11 protein-coding genes are annotated in these 19781 nt (G+C 61.3%); 5 read left to right on the forward strand and 6 right to left on the reverse strand.

Annotated features, from left to right (window positions below; genetic code table 11):
- Positions 1 to 248: 248 nt before the first annotated feature.
- On the reverse strand, positions 249 to 2897 hold the full coding sequence (locus AC3RLQ_RS08395) for a PSD1 and planctomycete cytochrome C domain-containing protein (RefSeq protein WP_493036117.1): 2649 nt from the start codon (positions 2895 to 2897) through the stop codon (positions 249 to 251).
- An 81-nt stretch (positions 2898 to 2978) separates the two neighbouring features.
- Here AC3RLQ_RS08395 and AC3RLQ_RS08400 point away from each other — a divergent pair, with 81 nt between their 5' ends.
- Entirely contained in the window at positions 2979 to 3584 is a 606-nt protein-coding gene (locus AC3RLQ_RS08400) for a hypothetical protein (protein WP_493036119.1), read from the forward strand.
- An 86-nt stretch (positions 3585 to 3670) separates the two neighbouring features.
- A complete protein-coding gene (locus AC3RLQ_RS08405; RefSeq protein ID WP_493036121.1) occupies positions 3671 to 12697 on the forward strand; it encodes an RCC1 domain-containing protein in 9027 nt (3008 codons plus the stop codon).
- 110 nt (positions 12698 to 12807) lie between these two features.
- On the opposite strand, the gene AC3RLQ_RS08410 is transcribed toward AC3RLQ_RS08405, so the two are convergent.
- From AC3RLQ_RS08410 to AC3RLQ_RS08425, 4 genes are all read right to left on the reverse strand, one after another.
- On the reverse strand, positions 12808 to 13140 hold the full coding sequence (locus tag AC3RLQ_RS08410) for a hypothetical protein (RefSeq protein ID WP_493036123.1): 333 nt from the start codon (positions 13138 to 13140) through the stop codon (positions 12808 to 12810).
- Entirely contained in the window at positions 13124 to 13336 is a 213-nt protein-coding gene (locus AC3RLQ_RS08415) for an addiction module protein (protein ID WP_493036125.1), read from the reverse strand. Before AC3RLQ_RS08415 ends, AC3RLQ_RS08410 begins: the two co-directional genes overlap by 17 nt.
- 440 nt (positions 13337 to 13776) lie before the next feature.
- Complete coding sequence (locus tag AC3RLQ_RS08420; protein WP_493036127.1) at positions 13777 to 15150, reverse strand: aspartate aminotransferase family protein; 1374 nt, start codon at positions 15148 to 15150, stop codon at positions 13777 to 13779.
- A 140-nt stretch (positions 15151 to 15290) separates the two neighbouring features.
- Positions 15291 to 15716: a c-type cytochrome domain-containing protein gene (locus AC3RLQ_RS08425; protein ID WP_493036129.1), complete on the reverse strand. Its 426-nt coding sequence runs from the start codon at positions 15714 to 15716 to the stop codon at positions 15291 to 15293.
- A 101-nt stretch (positions 15717 to 15817) separates the two neighbouring features.
- On the opposite strand from AC3RLQ_RS08425, the gene AC3RLQ_RS08430 reads away from it, so the two are divergent.
- A complete protein-coding gene (locus tag AC3RLQ_RS08430; protein ID WP_493036131.1) occupies positions 15818 to 16450 on the forward strand; it encodes an AAA family ATPase in 633 nt (210 codons plus the stop codon).
- Positions 16451 to 16692: 242 nt separating this feature from the next.
- Positions 16693 to 17943, forward strand: coding sequence for a competence/damage-inducible protein A (locus AC3RLQ_RS08435; protein WP_493036133.1), 1251 nt, complete (start codon positions 16693 to 16695; stop codon positions 17941 to 17943).
- A gap of 72 nt (positions 17944 to 18015) precedes the next feature.
- Here AC3RLQ_RS08435 and AC3RLQ_RS08440 read toward each other — a convergent pair whose 3' ends face one another.
- Positions 18016 to 19215: a hypothetical protein gene (locus AC3RLQ_RS08440; RefSeq protein ID WP_493036135.1), complete on the reverse strand. Its 1200-nt coding sequence runs from the start codon at positions 19213 to 19215 to the stop codon at positions 18016 to 18018.
- 390 nt (positions 19216 to 19605) lie between these two features.
- Here AC3RLQ_RS08440 and AC3RLQ_RS08445 point away from each other — a divergent pair, with 390 nt between their 5' ends.
- Entirely contained in the window at positions 19606 to 19779 is a 174-nt protein-coding gene (locus tag AC3RLQ_RS08445; RefSeq protein ID WP_493036137.1) for a hypothetical protein, read from the forward strand.
- Positions 19780 to 19781 lie beyond the last annotated feature (2 nt).

A 19781-nucleotide genomic window follows, 5' to 3' on the forward strand; every position in this document is an offset into this window, starting at 1 on the left:
AAACGCGGGACTTGCCTTGCGGCGGAGCTCCCAGAGCGCTGCTGCGACATTCTGTACTGGGAGCGCCGGTTTTTAACCGGCTCTGGGTATGGCTCCGCAGCAAGGACGTGCGCCGTGTTTGCTGTGAGCTTCTTTCCGTGGCGATGGTTCAGGGACGCTCGACCGGGGCCGATAAAATATCGGCGCTCCCAGTAACGGAGCTTGCTGTGCGGAGCTGCGGGGCAGCTTTCAATCAAACACCTCCGCGCCTAGTCCACATACAGCAGCGCATTGGAGCTGAGCAGCGCGTGGCAGAGGGCGGTGAGGCCGAGGAAGGCGGGGTCTCCGGGGGTCTTGGATGGGGCGCCGAGCTGGACTTCGAGCGGGGTGGGATTGGCCTTGTAGAATTCGGTCTGGGCCTGCACAAACTCGACGCTCTGCTGCACATCGGACTCCGAAGGGGCTTTGCCGCTGATGAGCTTGAAGGCGTAGCGGATCTGATCGGCGGTGTCTTTGCCGCCTTCGCTCTGCACGCGCTGGGCGAACTGCTGGGCATGCACTCGCATGGTGGTGCTGTTCATGAGCAGGAGGCTCTGCGGACTGACGGTGGTGACGGAGCGGATGTCGCAGCTGGGCTCCATGATGGGGGCGTCAAAGGTGGCGAACATTTCGAGCTGCCGTGAGCGGCGGGCCTGCACATAAATGCTGCGGCGGAATTCATCGCCATTGAGGGGGACGATCTTGCCGGAGGGACGGCCTGCGGTGTCGGTGGTGTCGATGCCGATGACCACCTGCCCTTCTTCATTGAACATGACGGGCACGGGCGCGCCGCCGACTTTCGGATTGAGCTTGCCGCTGACGGCGAGGAGGCTGTCGCGCAGGATCTCGGCCTCAAGGCGGCGCACGCTCATGCGGCTGAGGTAGGAGTTGTCGGGATCGATGCGATCGCGTGTGGCATCCCGCGTGGAAGTCTGGCGGTAGGTGCGGGAGGTCATGATCTGACGGTGGAGCTGCTTCAAGCTCCAGCCGCGTGCCATGAAATCGGTGGCAAGCCAGTCGAGGAGTTCAGGGTGGGTGGGCAGGCTGCCGAGGAGGCCGAAGTCTCCCGGGCTGGCGACGATGCCTTTGCCGAAGTGGTGCATCCACACGCGGTTCACCATGACGCGGGCCACGAGAGGGTGCTTGCCATCGGTGAGTTCATTGGCCAGGGCGAGGCGGCGGCCGGTGGTGGGCAGTGCGGCGTTTTTCTCGGGGATCTCGATCTTGCGGAAGGCGGCGAGCACGGTGAGATCGCTGGGCTTCACCTTCTCCTTGGGCTGGTCAAACTGGCCGCGATTGAAGATGAAGGTGGCGGGCACGGCCTCGGGCTTTTTGGGGAGCTCGGTGAAGGCGTGGAGGAATTCCTGCTTCGGCTTGGTGGCGCGCACGGCGGTCGCTTCCTCGGTCATCTTCTTCAGTTCATCCGCGTGCTTGGTTTTGTAGGTGGTGTCGTAGAGATAGAGCGAGCCGGAGCTGAGCTGGTTCACGCGGGGCCAGGCTTTGAGGAGCTTGGTTTGATCTGCGGTGCGTTTTTTCACTTCGGTGCGGTAGGCGGTGCGCAGAGGGGCGCGGTCTGCCTCGGGGGCTTTGGCGAGCTCTTTCTCCAGCACTTCGGTGATGAACTCCTCGGCTTTGGCAAGGCGTGCGGCGTCGAGCTTCTTGGCCTCGGCTTCGATCTTGGCGGATTCGGCGATTTCCTTTTCCGTCAGCAGAGAGACGAGACGGCCGCCGGGTGCGCGCCAGGCCTTGGTGTCAAAGCCGGGCTCAAACACGGCGCGCAGGCGGTAGTAGTCGGCCTGCGAGATGGGATCGTAGCGATGATCATGGCACTGCGCGCAGCCGATGGTGAGGCCGTAGAGGGAGGTGCCCACCATCTTGAGAGTGTCGGCGATGTTCGCGTTTTGCGTGGCGGCATCGTTCTTCTCGCCGGTGCCATTGGGGGACATGCGGAGGAAGCCGGTGGCGGCGAGTTTTTCGATGGCATCGGGCGCGAGGTCTTTGTACGGCTGCGGCACCATTTCATCGCCTGCGAGCTGCTCGCGCACGAACTGATCGAAGGGCTTGTCCTTGTTGAAGGCATTGATGACGTAGTCGCGGTACTTCCATGACCAGGGGCGCTCCAGATCGCGCTCGCCAAAGCCTTCGCTGTCGGCGTAGCCGGCGGTGTCCAGCCAGTGGCGGCCCCAGCGTTCACCGTAGTGCGGTGAGGCAAGGAGGCGGTCCACGAGGCGCTCGACGCTGAGCTGCGGATTCTTGATGTAGGCGGCGACGAATTCGTCCACTTCGGCAGGCGTGGGTGGCAGGCCGATGAGATCAAAGCTGGCGCGGCGGATGAAGGTGACGGGGTCGGCCTCCGGCGAGAAGGAGAGGCCTTTTTCGGTGAGCTTCGCGGCGATGAAGGCGTCGATATTCGTGGCGCCTTTTTTCTCCACCGGGGGCTTCACGGCGTGGATGGGCTGCAGCGACCACCAGGCGCGCTCTTCATCGGTGAAGGCGTGCTCCGGCCCGAGCTTCTCCGGCTCCGGGCGTGCGGTCTTGGCCCCCTGGGCGATCCAGGCTTCGAGCGTGGCGATGTCCTGATCCTTGAGCTTGGTTTTGCCTTTCGGCATCTCGCCTTTTTTGACGAGGTCGAGGAGGTGGCTTTCGGCCGCTTTGCCGGGGACGATCACGGGGCCGTCCTTGCCGCCTTTGAGGATGAAGCGTGCGAGGCGCACATCCAGGCCGCCCTTCATTTCGCCGTCTTCGCCGTGGCATTGAAAGCAGTGCGTTTTCAGGATGGGGCGCACGTCTTTTTCAAACATCACGGGAGCCGCCGCTGCCCAGGCGGGCGCGGCTGCCAGCAGCACGAGGGCGAGGTGTGAATGGGGGCGGCGGATCATGTGGTGAAAATACGGGGTGGCGTGCTTCGCTCTTGCATCCCAGTCTCAAACCGGGTGTCATGGGGCCAGCGAGCGTTTTTTATGCCAGCCCCGTCCCTCCTTGCGCGACCCAAGCCGACTTACTGGCTGAGCTATCTCCTGGTCATGCCGCTGGCGGGTTTCATGTTCGCGGCGTTCGTTGTCGTGGGCGGCAGCGCGATGCTGGGCCACAAGCCGACCCGCCCGGAGATGCTCAGCGCGTGGGCCATTGTCACCACGTTGATCACGTTGTTTGCGCTGAATGTTGACCGGCGGAAGCCGCACTTTGAACTGACGGACACCACGCTGCGGATCGGACGTGGCCGCCATGCCACAGTGATTCCGCTCGCGGAGATTGAATCCGCCGTCTTCGGCTTGCCCGTGCATACGCCGTGGTGGTTTCGCATCATGCGGTATGCGCCGCAGAGCCGTGGCTCACACCACTTCATTGCCATGATGCGGGCGAACTCCTTGTTCATCCGCTTAGGCGAGCGTCGCTACGTGCCGCTCTGCCTCTACTTTACGTGGATGCAAAATGGGCGTGAGCTGATGGAGGCGCTGCGGGAGCGGCTGCGTGACAAACTCGTGGGCGCTGAGAGCTACACGGAGGCGGAGGTGAAGGCGCTGGGGCTGGCGAAGTTTAACCGCGTGGGTGTGGTGCGGGGGTGACTTTGGCAAAACCTTTGCCTCAGGAAATAGATTGATGAAAGGACTAAGCTCCATGAGAGATCAGCGAGGCTCAGCCTAACCTTTTCATGCCCGCCATCCGCAGTTTTTATCTAACCCTGGTCTACATCTTCCTTGCATGCACCCTCCCGGCAGGAACTGCGGCAGTCAATGCCACCTGGAATGCCGCCAGCGATGTGCCAGTGACGGCGGCCAGCTACACGGCCACGGGCAACACGGTGGACTTCACCCTGAACTTTGCACCAGACACGGGCACGAACCTGACCGTGGTGGACAACACCGGGCTGCCCTTCATCAACGGGACGTTCGACAATCTGGCTCAGGGGCAGGCTGTGGCGCTCAGCTTTGGAGGAGTGACTTACAACTACGTGGCCCACTATTACGGCGGCACGGGCAATGATCTGGTGCTGGTGTGGGCGAATCAACGTCTCTTGGGCTGGGGCAACAATGGCAATGGCCAGATTGGCGACGGCACCACCACTCCGCGCAGTTTGATGGTGCCAGTTATGGTGACAGGCGTGTTGGGGGGCAAGACGATCGTGGCTCTGTCGCAAAGCCCTTATCACAGTCTCGCGCTATACTCGGACGGCACCGTTGCCGCATGGGGGGCCAATTCTAGCGGCCAGCTTGGCAACAACACGACCACAGACAGCTATGTGCCGGCGGCAGTGAACACAGCCAGTGGTGTCTCCGCCTTGTATGGCAAGACCGTTGTGGCGGTGATGGCGGGAGTTTCACACAGCATGGCCTTGTGCTCAGATGGAACCGTTGCCGCCTGGGGTTACAACTGGTATGGTGAACTGGGAGACAAGACCACGACATCACGCAGCGTGCCCGTGGCAGTGAACACAGCCAGTGGCGTCTCCGCCCTCTTTGGCAAAACAGCAGTGGCCATCGCGGCAGGCAACTATCAAAGCATGGCTTTGTGTTCAGATGGCACATTGGTTTCCTGGGGTTCCAACTTTAATGGCGAACTGGGGGACACCACGACGACAACACGCATGGTGCCGGTGGCAGTCAACACCGCCAATGGCGTCTCCGCCCTTTATGGGAAGACCGTGACAAGCTTTACAACAGGCCTCTCCCACAGCATGGCGATATGCTCCGATGGTACCGTGGTCGCCTGGGGGGCGAACTACACTGGCAGACTCGGGGACAATACAACGACAACACGCTATGCGCCCGTGACCGTAAATACCACGAGCGGCATCTCCGCTCTTTATGGCAAAAGCGTGATAGCTTTGGCTGCCGGCCAATCTCACAGCATGGCATTGTGCTCCGATGGCACCGTAGCGGCCTGGGGCGACAACACTTACGGCCAGTTGGGAGACAACACTACTACCCAACGCAATGCGCCTGTGGCTGTAAACATGGCCAGCGGTGTCTCCGCTCTGTTTGGAAAAACGGCATTGGCCATAGCCGTAGGGGGGCGCAGCGGCTCGAGCTCCGGCGCCCTGTGTTCGGATGGGAGCATGGTGACCTGGGGTTACAATACTTACGGTGATCTGGGCAATAACAGCACCACAGGTAGCCCGGTGCCGATGGTGGTGAACACCAGCCCGCTAGGTGCTGACGAGAGGCCAACCGTTCCTTACCGTGGCAGCCCGATGGCGCAGTGCTTGATGCTGGTCGCCGAACCGTCCCCCTCTCTGGTGACTCTGGCGGCAACCACGATTGGTGTCACCAGTGCTACTTTGAATGGCACAGTGAATCCAAACAATGGCACGACCATGGTTTCCTTTGACTACGGCACCACCGCTGCCTACGGCAGCAGCCTTACCGCCACGCCCGATACGATCACAGGAGGGGCTTATACGGCAGCAAGTGCCACGCTGACCGGATTGACGCCGGCAACGACCTACCACTACCGTCTCAGGGCTGCAGGCAGCATCGGCGCTGATCAAACCTTTACCACACTTAACAACTATGCCGGTCTCACCGATTTGGTGCCGAGCGTGGGATCTTTGAGCCCAGCATTCACCTCTGGAACCAAACAGTACGTCGTCAGCCTGAGCAGCATGACGGATTCGATCACCGTGACTCCCACATTGGCAGACAGCAATGCTACAGTGACTGTCAATGGTACCGCGGTAGCTTCCGGCAGTGGCAGCGGAGTGATCAGTCTGGGTATTGGTGACCATGTCATTACCATCGCTGTGACCGCCCAAGATGGAGTGACTAGGCAGGAGTACACGCTCACTGTGACGCAAAGCATCCCTGGTATCATACCAGCGGCCTATGCATCAGCCAGCCATGTACCAGTGAGCAGCAATGGCTTTACGGCCACGGGCCGCACCGTGAACCTCTCGCTGAACTACGCACCAGCCACCGGCACGAATTTGACGGTCGTGAACAACACGGGGCTGCCCTTTATTAGCGGCACCTTCGACAACCTGGCGCAGGGGCAGACGGTAGCCTTGAGTTACAATGGTGTGACTTATAACTTCGTGGCCAACTACTACGGCGGCACGGGCAATGACCTGGTGCTGGTGTGGGCGAACAACCGTGCGTTTACCTGGGGGAACAATCTGGCGGGTCAAGTGGGTGATGGAACCACCACAACACGCAGCGTGATGGTGCCGGTAACGGCCACAGGAGTATTGGCGGGAAAGACAATCATTGCCCTGGCAGAGGGCAGGTACTTTAACCTGGCACTCTGCTCAGACGGAACGATTGCCTCATGGGGAGCAGGAGCCAACCTGGGCAACAACACGAACGTTTCCAGCAGCACACCTGTCCTGGTCAACACCACCAGCGGCATCTCCGCCCTCTATGGCAAAACCGTGGTGGCGATCACCGCCGGGGAGAGCCACAGTTTGGCCCTGTGTTCGGATGGCACCGTGGTCGCCTGGGGATCCAACGGATATGGCGAGCTGGGCATCAACAGTACCACAGCCAGCCTGGTGCCGGTGGCAGTCAACACGGCCAGCGGTATCTCGGCCTTATACGGCAAATCAGTGGTCGCCGTTGCCGCAGGCAGCGGTTACAGCATGGCGCTGTGCACGGATGGCACCGTGGCCACATGGGGATACAATGTTTACAGCCAGCTCGGCAACAATAGCAGCACCAACAGCCCCGTGCCAGTGGCTGTCAATACGACCAGCGGCATCTCCGCCCTCTACGGAAAAAGCGTGGTGTCGATCTGCGCGGGCTACCACCATGCTCTTGCACTATGTTCGGATGGCACGCTGACGAACTGGGGATTTTCATTTGGGGGCGTTCCAGTGGCTATCAATACAACGCTTGGCGTCTCAGCATTGTATGGCAAAACCGTGGCCTCCCTCGCGGCGGCCAACGGCTACACCATGGCGCTTTGCACCGATGGCACCCTGATATCCTGGGGCTCCAACAACTACGGTCAGCTCGGGACCAACATTACAAATTACGCCTATTCACCAGTGCTGGTCAATACAACCAGCGGCGTTTCAGCCCTGTACGGTAAAACGGTGGTGGCCATCGCGGCGGGCGGCTACAGCGGCACTTGCTCCATGGCTCTGTGTGCAGATGGCACGTTGACGGGCTGGGGGTCCAACGGCTGGAGCGACCTCGGCAACGGTGGCTCGACTGACAGCAATGTGGCGGTGACGGTGAAGACTACCCCGCTTGCTGCTGCCGAGAGACTGAGCAGTCCTGGCAGCCTTTCCAATACTGCACAAGCCATCGCCTTGGTCGCCGGACCGCCCCCCACACTCGCCGCTTTGGCAGCGACCGGGGTCAGTGGAACCAGTGCTACGGTGAATGGAACGGTGAATCCCAACAATGGCTATGTGACGGCTTTTTTCGACTATGGCACCACCACGGCCTACGGCAGCAGGGTGGCCGCCACGCCGAGCGCAGTCACCGGAGGCATTGTCAATCCGGTCAGCACCACGCTCACGGGATTGACTCCTGGCACCACTTATCACTTTCGAATTGGCGGCACAGGCTACACCAGCGGTGACCTGACCTTCACAACGCTGAACAACGATGCGGGCCTTTCCGATCTGACGACGAGCGCAGGCGCACTCAGCCCAATCTTTGAGGGCGGCACCCGCAGCTATTCCACCGCCAATGTCTCCAGTGAGACTGATTCCATCACCCTCAACCCGACACTTAGCGATGGTAACGCGTCCTTCACAGTCAATGGCATGAGCGTAGCTTCCGGGAGTGCAGCAACCGTGAGCTTGGGTTATGGCGACAACACGATCCGCACCGTTGTCACAGCCGAAGATGGTGTGACGACGCAGATCTATCTCCTGAGTGTGTACCGCACTCTGTCAGCCAGTCTTGCTGCCACGTTCCCCTCTGCCGGGAAGGTGCCGGTGAACGTCAATGGATTCACCGCCACGGGCAGCACGGTAAACTTCGCCCTCAATTACGCCCCGGCCACCGGCACGAACCTGACGGTGGTGAACAATACCGGGCTGCCTTTCATCCAAGGGACGTTCGACAATCTGGCGCAGGGGCAGGTGGTGGCACTGAGCTACAACGGGGTGACTTACAACTATGTGGCGAACTACTATGGCGGCACGGGCAATGATCTGGTGCTGGTGTGGGCCAACAACCGCGTCTTTGCCTGGGGTTATAACAACGAAGGTGAGCTGGGTGACGGCACTAAGACCAGCCGGTCCCTGCCCATGCCGGTTTCAGCAGCCGGGGTGCTGACAGGCAAGACGGTGATCGCTGTCAGCGAAGGTTATAATCATGCCCTGGCGCTGTGCTCTGACGGCACGGTGGCCGCATGGGGAGACAACACCAGCGGCCAGCTCGGCAACAACAGCACAACGGCAAGCCTTGTCCCGGTGGCAGTCAACGCCGCCAGTGGCATCTCGGCCTTGTATGGCAAGACGGTCGTGTCCGTGGTGGCTGGCGGCAACTGGAACCTGGTACTCTGCTCTGATGGCACAGTGGCCACGTGGGGCAGCAACAGCTCCGGTCAGCTGGGGGACGGCAGCACGACGCAGCGCAACGTGCCCGTGGCAGTGAACACCGACAGCGGCGTCTCCGCCCTGTATGGCAAATCCGTGGTGTCATTGGCGGCAGGCGGGCTGCACGCGCTGGCGGTTTGCTCGGACGGCACTGTGGCTTCCTGGGGGCACAATTTTTACGGTCAGCTGGGAGACAACACAACGACGGCCCGCTTCGTGCCCATGGCCGTGAATGCGGACAGCGGCGTGTCCGCGCTGTATGGCAAGTCTGTGGTGGCGGTGGCGGGAGGAAGTTATCACAGCATGGCCTTGTGCTCCGACGGGACAGTGACGACCTGGGGATACAATGGTTTTACGCAGCTGGGAGACAACACATCCACGACGCGCAAGGTGCCTGTGGCAGTGAATACCACCAGCGGCGTCTCAGCCCTCTATGGCAAGACCGTGGTGGCGGTGTCAGCGGGCCCCAATCACAACACCGTCCTGTGCAGTGACGGCACCGTGGCAGGCTGGGGGAACAACAGTCAGGGCCAGCTGGGGGACAACAGCACTTCACAGCGCAATGTGCCCGTCGCCGTAAACACCGCCAGCGGAGTCTCAGCACTCTATGGCAAGACCGTTGTAGACCTGATCACGAGCCAGAATCACAGCATGGTGCAGTGCTCTGACGGCACCCTGGCTGCCTGGGGTGACAACTCTTTTGGTGAACTGGGAGACAGCACCACGACGCAGCGCAATGCACCCGTGCTGGTCAGCACCGGCGCTCTGGTCGCAGGCCAGCAATTTTCCATTCTGCCCAGCAGTTCCGAAGCGTATGAGTGGAGTCTGGCAGTGGTGGCGGCACCGGCCTATCCCGCCGTGGGCACTCAGACGGCTGCGGCCATCAGCGGCACCAGCGCCACATTGAACGGCACTGTGGTGGCGGCAGACACCAGCATGGCCGTTTCCTTTGAATATGGCATCACGACCACCTACGGAAATACGGCGGCAGCCACACCCGCGCAGGTCAGCGATAGCATCCCCACCTCCGTGAGCGCCACTCTGACAGGACTTCAGCCTGGCACGACCTACCATTACCGCGTGAATGGAGTGAACAGCGCCGGCACGATCAATGGCAATGACCTGACCTTCACGACTCTGAGCAACAATGCGGACCTGGCCGGCCTTGTGCCCAGCGTGGGAACGCTGTCCCCTGCCCTCGTTTCAGGCACGCTCAGTTACACAACCGATGTCCCCTACCTCACCACCTCCATCAAAGTGACGCCGACGGTGGCGGAACCAAACGCGAAGGTCAAAGTGAATGGAGTGGCGGTCAGCTCGGGCAGTGCCAGTGCGAGCATCAGCCTGGCGGAAGGCAGCAACACCGTCAGCATCGTCGTCACGGCGCAGGACGGCATCACGGTCCAGACCTACACACTGACCGTGATGCGCGCCTTTGGGCCCACCCTTGCCAGCCTGGGCCTGAGCAGCGGCACGCTGAGCCCTGCCTTTGCAAGCATGACGACGGCTTACACGGCGACGGTTCCGAGCGCATCGGCCACCCTGAGTCTCACCCCGGGCTGGACGGACAGCAGTGCCACGGTGAAGATCAACGGGCAGAGTGTTTCCTCAGGCTCTGCCAGCAGTCCGATCTCACTCAACTATGGCAGCAACACGATCGCCCTCGTGATCACCGCAGCTGATGGCGTGAGCACGCGGACGTACACGCTGGCGGTCTCCCGCCCGCTGACCGCTGCCTACTCCAGCGCCACCGATGTGCCGCTGACCAGCAACGGCTTTACCGCGACAGGTGGCACGGTGAATTTTGCGCTCAACTACACGCCCGCTACGGGCACTAATCTGACCGTGGTGAACAACACGGGACTGGGCTTCATCAGCGGAACGTTTGGCAATCTGTCCCAAGGACAGTCCGTGACGCTGAGCTACAATGGCATCACTTACAACTTTGTGGCCAACTACTATGGGGGCACTGGCAATGATCTGGTGCTGGTGTGGGCAAACAGCCGGCCTTTCGCCTGGGGCTCGAACACCAACGGGCAACTGGGAGACCTGACCACCACCCAACGCAATCTGCCGGTGATCGCGTATGCCGGAGGCGTGCTGGCTGGCAAGGTCATCGTGTCGATAGCAGTGGGGGGATCACACACGCTGGCTCTGTGCGCTGACGGCACTCTGGCAGCCTGGGGTAACAATGGCTCTGGCCAGCTCGGTGATGGCACAAGCACTCAGCGCACTCTGCCGGTGCTGGTGAACACGACCAGCGGATCCGCGTTGTTCGGAAAAAGAGTGATCGCCATTTCAGCAGGGTCTATCCACAGCCTGGCCTTATGCTCGGATGGCACGGTGGCTGCATGGGGCAGCGGAGGCCTGGGCCAGCTCGGCAATGGCACCACGGGGAACCTGCTGTTTTTGCCCGTGCAGGTAAGCAACTCGTCCGGCTCATTTCTGTTTGGCAAGACGGTGGTGGCGGTGTCGGCGGGGTACTCCCATAACCTGGCGCTGTGCTCTGACGGCAGTCTGGCTTCCTGGGGCTACAACAACAATGGCCAGCTGGGCGTAGGCGGCACAGCCACCCGCACCACCCCCGTGCCCGTGAACACCACGAGCGGCGTCTCGATACTCTTTGGCAAAACCGTGGTGGCCATAGCCGCAGGTGGCGGTCATAGCATGGCACTCTGCTCTGACGGCACGCTGGCCGCGTGGGGCCTCAATACCTCAGGTCAAGTCGGTGACAACAGCATTACCAGCCGCAGCTTCCCAGTGGCAGTGAACACTGTGAGCGGGACTTCATCCCTCGCTGGCAAAACCGTGGCAGGCCTCGCCGCCGGCTTTTCTCACAGTCTGGTTCTTTGCAGCGATGGCAGCCTCGCGGCGTGGGGAAACAATGCCTCAGGTCAGATAGGCGACAACAGCACGACCAACCGTCTGGCACCGACGCCAGTGAACACGGCCAGTGGCGTTTCGGCCCTGTTTGGCAAAACAGTGACTGCCATCGCGGCGGGGGCCTTCCACAGTCTGGCTCAGACCTCCGACAACACTTTGACAAGCTGGGGGCTGAACAGCAGCGGACAAGTCGGTGACAATACCACGAACAACGACCTGGTGGCCGTGGAGGTGAACCGCACCAGACTCACCTCTGCCGAGGTGTTTACCGGTTTCTTCGGCAGTTCCGCTGACCTGCATACGCTGGCCTTGGCAGCAGCACCTCCGGTGCCGAAAGTCTCAAGCCTCGCGGCAGCGTCCATCACCGCCACGAGTGTGACGCTGAATGGCACGGTGACTGCCAATAACAACAGCACCACGGTCTCTTTTGAGTACGGCCCCACCACGGCTTATGGCACGACGGTGACTGCCACGCCTGCCACCGTGACGGGTGCGAGCGCCACGGCGGTGAGCATGATGGTGACGGGCCTCGATCCCGGCACGACTTATCACTTCCGCGCCACGGGCGTGAACGCAGCAGGGAGCGGCAGCGGCGGGGACCTGAGCTTCACCACACTGAGCAGCAATGCTGATCTGGCCAGCCTGACCGTGGACAGCGGTGCCTTGAACCCTGTTTTTGCCAGCGGCACCACCAGCTACACGATGAGCGTGCCCAGCACCACGAGCACCCTCTCGCTGACACCCACGGTGGCCGAGAGCCATGCCGTGATTACAGTCGGCGGTGCAGCCGTGGCCTCTGGCAGCGCCAGCAGTCCCATCGCGCTGAATTTTGGCGACAACTCCATCACCACGATGGTCACCGCCCAAGATGGCAGCACGACGAAGACCTATGTGGTGACGGTGACACGACCCACCAGCCTCCAAAGCTGGCGGCAGACTTACTTTGGCACCACGGCCACCACCGGAGCCATGGCAGACGCTGCGGATTTTGACAACGACGGCATCCCCAACTTGGTCGAGTGGGCCTGCCTGCTCGATCCCACCATACGGAGCACAGCGCCCTTCACGACGGCGCGCAATGGCGCGAACTTTGAGTTCAACTATTCACGCAGCACGGCGGCTGCCAATTCTGGCGCTGCATTCATCGTGGAATGGAGCGACACGCTGGCGGCGGGAAGCTGGAGCAGCACCGGCGTGACGCAAACCGTGCTGAGCGACGACGGCACGACGCAGCAGGTCAAAGCGGTGATCCCAATCAATGGCACGACGGCCAAGTTCACCAGGCTGTCGGTGACGGCCCCATGAGGAACGAGCAGATGCGAGGCTCTTGAGCGCTGCACGGCGGCGGCGGTGAAGGCGCTGGGGCTGGCGAAGTTTAACCGTGTGGGGACGTTGCGGGAGTGATGTTGATCAAGCTATTTCGATTTCCGACGCCCCTTCAGCATGAACCGAATACGGGTGGGATGCCTTCGACCACTGACCACATCCAGAATGAAGCGCTCGTCTTCGCCTTCAGATACAAAGAATATTTTGTGTGAAAACCGTTTGAGCTTCACCCAGCGAACCTCATTGCCTGCAGCATAAAGATGACTGACAAGTCGTCCTGTCGCGATCCCGCGCAGTGCGACACGAAAATCCGTTTGGAACAATCCCGCAAGATCCTCATCAATTTCCGCAAAGTAATCCTTTGCGCATTGAAAGTCCGCAGCAGCAGCGGGGTGGTGCGTCAGCTTATAGCGAAAAGCCATAGGCAGCTTCGGTGCTTAGCCCCTTCACCTTGCCACTGCGGAGATCGGCGGCGCGTTGCTTCAATTCGGTCAGCAAGGCGCGGTCAAGTCCAGGTTCGTCATCAAAGCTCTCCAGGAGCAGCGTTGCCAGGCTCATGCGTTTTTTCGCAGGCAGTTGGAGAGCGCGAACTCGGAGAGGTTTGGGTGCGGCAGGCATGGTGCGAGAATATCCCGAGAGCCAGGAAGGGTCAAGACACCACTGCACCTGTTGTTCGGTGCTATGGCGGGCTCATTTCCCATCGGGTGCGGTTTGAACGTTCGAGTTTGCCGCAGAGGGGCAAAGAGGCAGAGGGAGCAGAGAATGGATTCAATCTCTGCTCCTTTGCTCCTCTGCGGTAGAAACGCATGGCCCTTCAATGTTCAAATGGCACGGCACTCTGTGCTGGGAGCGCCGGTTTTTAACCGGCTCTGGGTATGGCGCCGCAGCACGGACGTGCGCCGTGTTTCGTGTGAGCTTCTTTCCGTGATGAAGATGCAGGGACGCTCGCCCGGAGCCGATAAAATATCGGCGCTCCCAGCCATGAGGTATTCAAAGCAAAGAGCTGCGCCCGGCATGACCCGATGGCGCAGCTCATAGCGATGACTGACTTCCCTGCCCTACTTCCCGGCCACAGCATCATCCACAGCGCCATCCAGCACGTCGCAGGCTTCGATGAGGGCTTCTTCGGTGACGGTGAGCGGCGGGCAGATTTTGACGGTCTGTCCCCAGGCGCCCACTGGTGCGAAGAGGAGGAGGCCGCGCTGGTAGCAGAGCTCGATGATGCGATGGGCGAGATCGTGGTTCGGCTCCTTTTTGTCCGGGTGGATGATCTGCATGCCGGCGACGAGGCCGACGCCGGTGACGTTGCCGACGACACTGGGGTGGCGCTTCTGAATGGCCTTGCAGCGCTCCAGCAGGATGGGGCCGAGGCGGGCGGCGTTGCCAGTGAGGTCTTCGTCGAGAAGTTTTTTGATGTTGGCCACGGCGGCGGCGCAGCACACGGGATTTCCGGTGTGCGTGCTGGTCATGCTGCCCGGTGGGAACTGATCCATGATGGCTTCGCGGCCGATGACGGCGCTGAGGGGCATGCCGCTGCTGATGCCTTTGCCGCAGCAGATGATGTCCGGCGTGACGCCGTAGTGCTCGAAGGCCCAGAACTTGCCGGTGCGGCCAAAGCCGGCCTGCACTTCGTCAAAGGTGAGCACGACGTTGTGCTCATCGCACCAGGCGCGGAGTTTCTGAATGTACTCCACCGGGGCGAAGTCGGGGCCCACGCCCTGATAGCTCTCGATGATGACGCCTGCGATGTTGGCTCCGGTGAGTCCTTTGTCGGCGATGGTTTTGAGGAAGCTGTCGAAGCTGATGTCTTCGGTCCAGTAACCATCCGGGAAGGGCGCATTGAGAATGGCCGGATCTTCATTGACGATCCACGCCTTCTGCCCGGCCATGCCGCCGGCCTGCTGGCTGGCGAGCGTGCGGCCGTGAAAGCCGCGGGTGAAACCGATGATGCCGATCTTCTCTTTCCCGCCCACTTTGATGCCGTGGCTGCGGCTGAGCTTGATGGCGCACTCGGTGGCCTCGCTGCCGGTGCTGAGGAGGAAGACTTTCTTCAAGCCATCCGGGGAAACGGAGGCGATGATCTCGGCGGCTTCGGCGCGCTCCTCGCTGGGGAAGACGTAGTTGTGAATGAGGCCGCTGCTGATCTGATCAATCATGGCCTTGCAGATCTCAGGCGCGGCGTGGCCGGCATTCGTCACGAGCACACCGCTGCTCCAGTCGAGCCACTTGTTGCCGTATTTGTCGAAGATGTGGATGTCCAGGGCCTTGTCCCACACGATGGGCGGCATGCCGCGCATGGACTGGGGTTCAAAGTGACGCAGCTTTTCCAGAGTAGGAACGGAGTCCGGGTGCGGCAATGGCGTGCAAATGCGGCGATGCTTGGTTTCGACGTGTGGAACAGTCTGTGGTGTGATGCTGAATTCTTTGCCCATGGAATGATAGTGGAGGTACCGGCTTCATGCTGCTACTCGCTTTGCAGCATGTGGCGGTATTTTTGTGCGCATACGAATTATCTGGCCGTCAATATGATTGTGATGATGAGACCAGGTGAACGCACGAGAAGCGGGTGTGCTTAGGGATTCTCTGCGCTCTTTTGCGCATGCAGTGTACCGGCTTCGCCTTCGGGCCAGTAGGCACCGTCTTCGATCCACTCGCGCAGCATGCCGATCTGATCATCCGTGAGGCTCACTTCGGTGCGCGGCATCATCTTGGGGTGCGTGCCGCCGCGCTGCACGGCGCTGATGAGCAGGCTGCAGTCGGGGTCTTCGGGCAGGATGTAGTCGCGCCCGCTGGCGCTGCGCTTGAAGGCGGTGACTTTCGTCATGAGATTGAGCGAGGGCGGCGGCAGGCTGCCGTTGTGGCATCTCAGGCAGTGCTCCTGCAGCACAGGCTTCACCTGCGTGAGGAAGTAGTGCTCGCGCGTGCTCTTGCTGGCGGGCGGCTGCGTGCAGGCGGTGGCGGTGACGATGACAAGGAGGGGAAGGAAACGAAGGTTCATGCTGCGAGCCTAACGACAACCGTGAAACCCCACTACGCCATCCTTGCGCAATCTTACGCTGAAGCTTGACGCCGCTGTGCTGCCGCGACCACATTGTACGAATGCCCCGCAAACCCAAACCGCTGACCAATGGCCACTGTCGCATCGTTTTGACCGGAGGCCCCGGCGGAGGCAAGACAACGGCGGGCGATCTCTTTCGCCGCGAGATGGGTGACCAGGTGGTGATGGTGCCGGAGGCGGCGACGATGATGTTCACCGGCGGCTTCCCGCGCGTGAGCATACCGGACGCCGTCCATGCGGCGCAGCGGGCGATCTACCATGTGCAGATTCACCTGGAGGAGGCCGTGATGGCGCAGCACCCGGAGCAGATCCTGCTGTGCGATCGCGGCACGGTGGACGGCGCGGCCTACTGGCCGAGCGGACCGGAGGGTTTCTTCGAGGACCTCGGCAGCTCGCTGGAGCGCGAACTGCTGCGCTACGATGCGGTGATTTTCTTTGAAAGCGCGGCGGTGGGCCACATGAGCATCGAAGGTGGGAATCCCATCCGCAATGAGACTGCGGAGCAGGCCATCAAGCTGGACCGCAAGCTGCGGGAGCTGTGGAGCCAGCATCCGAAATTCATGCTGGTGCCGCACAATCCGTCCTTCTTCAAAAAGATCAGCTTCGGCCTCGCCGTGCTGGATGGCATGGTGAGCGAACTGGGTTGCAAGGAGCGGAAAAGAAAGAAGAAGTAGGGGGCCGAGCGGGCCGGAGCGGCTCATTGCTGGGAGCGCCGATTTTTAATCGGCCCCGGGCGGGCGTCCTTGCGGCTTTGATTTGGAATGAGGATCGCTGGAAAGGCGGTGCTGCGTCTTGCTGCGGAGCTTCCCAGAGCCGATAAAATATCGGCGCTCCCAGTACAGAACTCAAGCCCGGCCCCACCGCGCCACGAAAGAACCATTGATCAAACCGCCTCGCCGGGCGTAAAGACGGGTGCATGAACGTCGAACTCGTCAACACCGGCACTGAACTCCTTCTGGGAGACACCATCAACACGAACGCGGCCTGGATCGGCCAGCGGCTGGCGGCGCTGGGCATTCAGGTGGCGCGGCAGACGATCGTGCCGGATGGCACCGTGATCCGCTCGGCCATCGCCGAGGCGGCGCAGCGGGCGGATGTGGTGCTGGTCTCCGGCGGGCTGGGGCCGACGAATGATGACGTCACGCGGGAATCCACCGCCGAGCTGCTGGGCCTCGGCATGGAGCTGAACGCTGAGATCATGCAGCACCTGAGCGATTACTTTGCCAAGCGCGGCAAACCGGTGAGCCTGGCCACGCAGCGGCAGGCCATGGTGCCCCACGGCGCGGTGGTGATGCCGAACCACTTCGGCACCGCACCGGGCCTGTACTTCCCCGCAGAGCTCAGCGCCTCGCAGGGCTGGAATGCGCACATCTTTCTGCTGCCGGGGCCGCCGCGCGAAATGAAGCCCATGGTGGAAAGCCAGGTGGAGCCACGCCTGCGCACATGGCTGCCGGACGGCATCTCGCGCCGCGTGCTGTATCTCAAGGTCACCGGCGTGGGCGAGTCCGACATCGTGGAAGCGGTGGAAAAGCAGCTCGAAGCCATCCCGGGGCTGGACCTGGGCTACTGCATCCGCAATGGCGATGTGGACGTGCGCCTCGCGGGCCCGCAGGTGGCCGTGGACGAGGCCGCCAGCGTGGTGCGCGGGGCCTTGGGCGACTGCATTGTTTCGGAGGACCGCCGCATCATTGAAGAAGTCATCGTGCAGATGCTCACGGAGCGCGGCGAATGGCTGGCCACCGCCGAGTCCTGCACGGGCGGCACCATTGCCAATCGCATCACGGATGTCAGCGGAGCCTCACGCGTGTTTGGCCACGGCTGGGTGACGTATGCGAATGAAGCCAAGCACCAGCACCTCGGCGTGCCTTTGGAGCTGATCGAAACCCACGGCGCTGTGAGCGAGGAAGTCGCGCGCGCCATGGCGGAAGGCGCGCTGAAAAACAGCGGAGCCGACTACGCCCTGTCCGTCACCGGCATCGCGGGTCCGAGCGGTGGCACGCCGGAGAAACCCGTGGGCACCGTGTGGATCGGCCTCGCCGCCAAGAACGGAGAGACCTGGGCGCAGAAGAAGTTTTCACCGGGCTCACGCGATCGCTTCAAACTACTGACCTCCCAGGCTGCGCTGGACATGCTGCGGCGGAGGATGCTGGGGATCCAGCCACGCTAATTCGCTTGAAGGCAGTGGTGCAATGCTCTCGGTTGGGAGCCTCATGACTGGGAGCCCGATGTTTTATATATTTTATCGGCTTCGGCTCTCTTCCGACTCTCCAGTCATCTCCCATTCGAAGAACGTGAAGAAACCAGCGGTGTGGACGCCCCGCAGAGACTTCAGCAAGCGTGAATCACAGTACTCCAGCCAGAGATCGTAAGTCGCACAGATGTCTCTGAGCGTCTTGTCGTAGTCGGTGTTAAAGCAGGGCAGGTCTGCGGCGGTGATCCAGCCGTCCTTCTCGAAATAATCCCGGGCCATCTGCATGCCCATGGAACTGGGTCCCCTCATTCCGGCCCACCCGCAGTCGTACTTTTTGTTGTCAGCGTCATTGAGATTCTGAATGACCAGCTCAACCATCGAAGGCATGGGCAAGTCCGGCCCTCCATCCATCGTGGGTGTCAGACCACGCGCCTTGCGGCGGATAAAGCTGCGGTGGATGCCTTTCAGCCGCTCCATTTTGGCCATGTTTGCAGGGAGAGGACCCACTTCGAAAAACTCCGCCGGTGGAGGCTGGGCGGAGAAGACCTCGGAAAAGGGGTCAGCGATGATCCGCAGGCCGGAAGGCTGCTTCACACCCACCCACTCTTCTGCGGGCGGGTTTTGCAGCACCTGCGAGAGCTGGTACTCCCGCGTGAAGATCAGCACCCGGGACCAGCATTTTTTCTCATACGGGATGCCTGCAAACCACCATGCCCCTTCCCGGTCGCGCTTGAGCCTCTTGGTGGTGAAGATTCGATCATCGGGATCGGTGAGCTCCAGTTCATCGGCCCCCACGAGTTCAGCGTGGTGGAGTCCATGCCCGTAGGAGTCTGAGAATCTGTCCTCATGCACCTTGGGGGCGGCGGGATCGAGCTCCACGGTCACGACGATGCAGTCATACCAATCGATGAGAAACAGGCTGACCCGCTGGTCATTGAACTTCAGCGCAGGGAGCGCATTCTTTTCAAAGCTGGTCCAGTCATACGGCTTCTTGTAGTCCACCGGCTCGCGATAAAACACCCAGTCGATGCCGGCCGGGGTGCGGTAGGAGTAGCGGTAGAAAGAGGCGGGGCCATCCTTTTCGTCCGGCTCCAGTTCCAGCTCCACCTCCATCACCACCTCGGCACCATGGGCCACAGGTTTGCGGTCGATGAGTTTCACCTCCATGGCCCCGCATGGCACCACTGCTACCGCCAGCAGACACAGCACAGCCAGCCAGAGCCGTTGCATGGAAGAAGTGGCGGTCATGGAGTTGGGCATCCGCAGCAGGGATGCGCGGAGTGTGCGCAACGCCTTGCGAAGTGGCAATCAAAATCCAGTGACCGCGCAGCGCGCCGTTCATTGCTGGGAGCCTCATTGCTGGGAGCCTCATTGCTGGGAGCGCCGATATTTTATCGGCTCTGGGCGAGCGTCCCTGTGGCATCGGCGTGGCATGAAGCGCACTAAAATTGCGGCGTTTGCTTTGCGGCGGAGCTTCCCGGAGCCGTTTAAAAAACGGCGCTCCCAGTACAGAACTGCTACTCCGCGCAGCACGACAGCTCTTTTGGTGTGAGTGCCCATCGCCTTTCAACTCCGGACCACCATTTCGCAAAAAATGGACTGTCTCAATTCCCTGGGCCCCATTACCCTGCCCTTCCCATGAGCAAACGCGCTTACAGCCTGGCTTTGATCGTCGTCGGCATCGGCCTGATCGCCGCCGCCCGGACGCCGTCGGAACAGTGGATGGAGAGAACGGGATGCTTCATCATGGCACTTTCTGTTATGTCCTTCCTTGCGGACCTTGGGGAAAGGCGTGGCAGGAAGCGGCCCTGACA

Source organism: Prosthecobacter sp. GW821-HT29F12 (genome assembly GCF_058803405.1).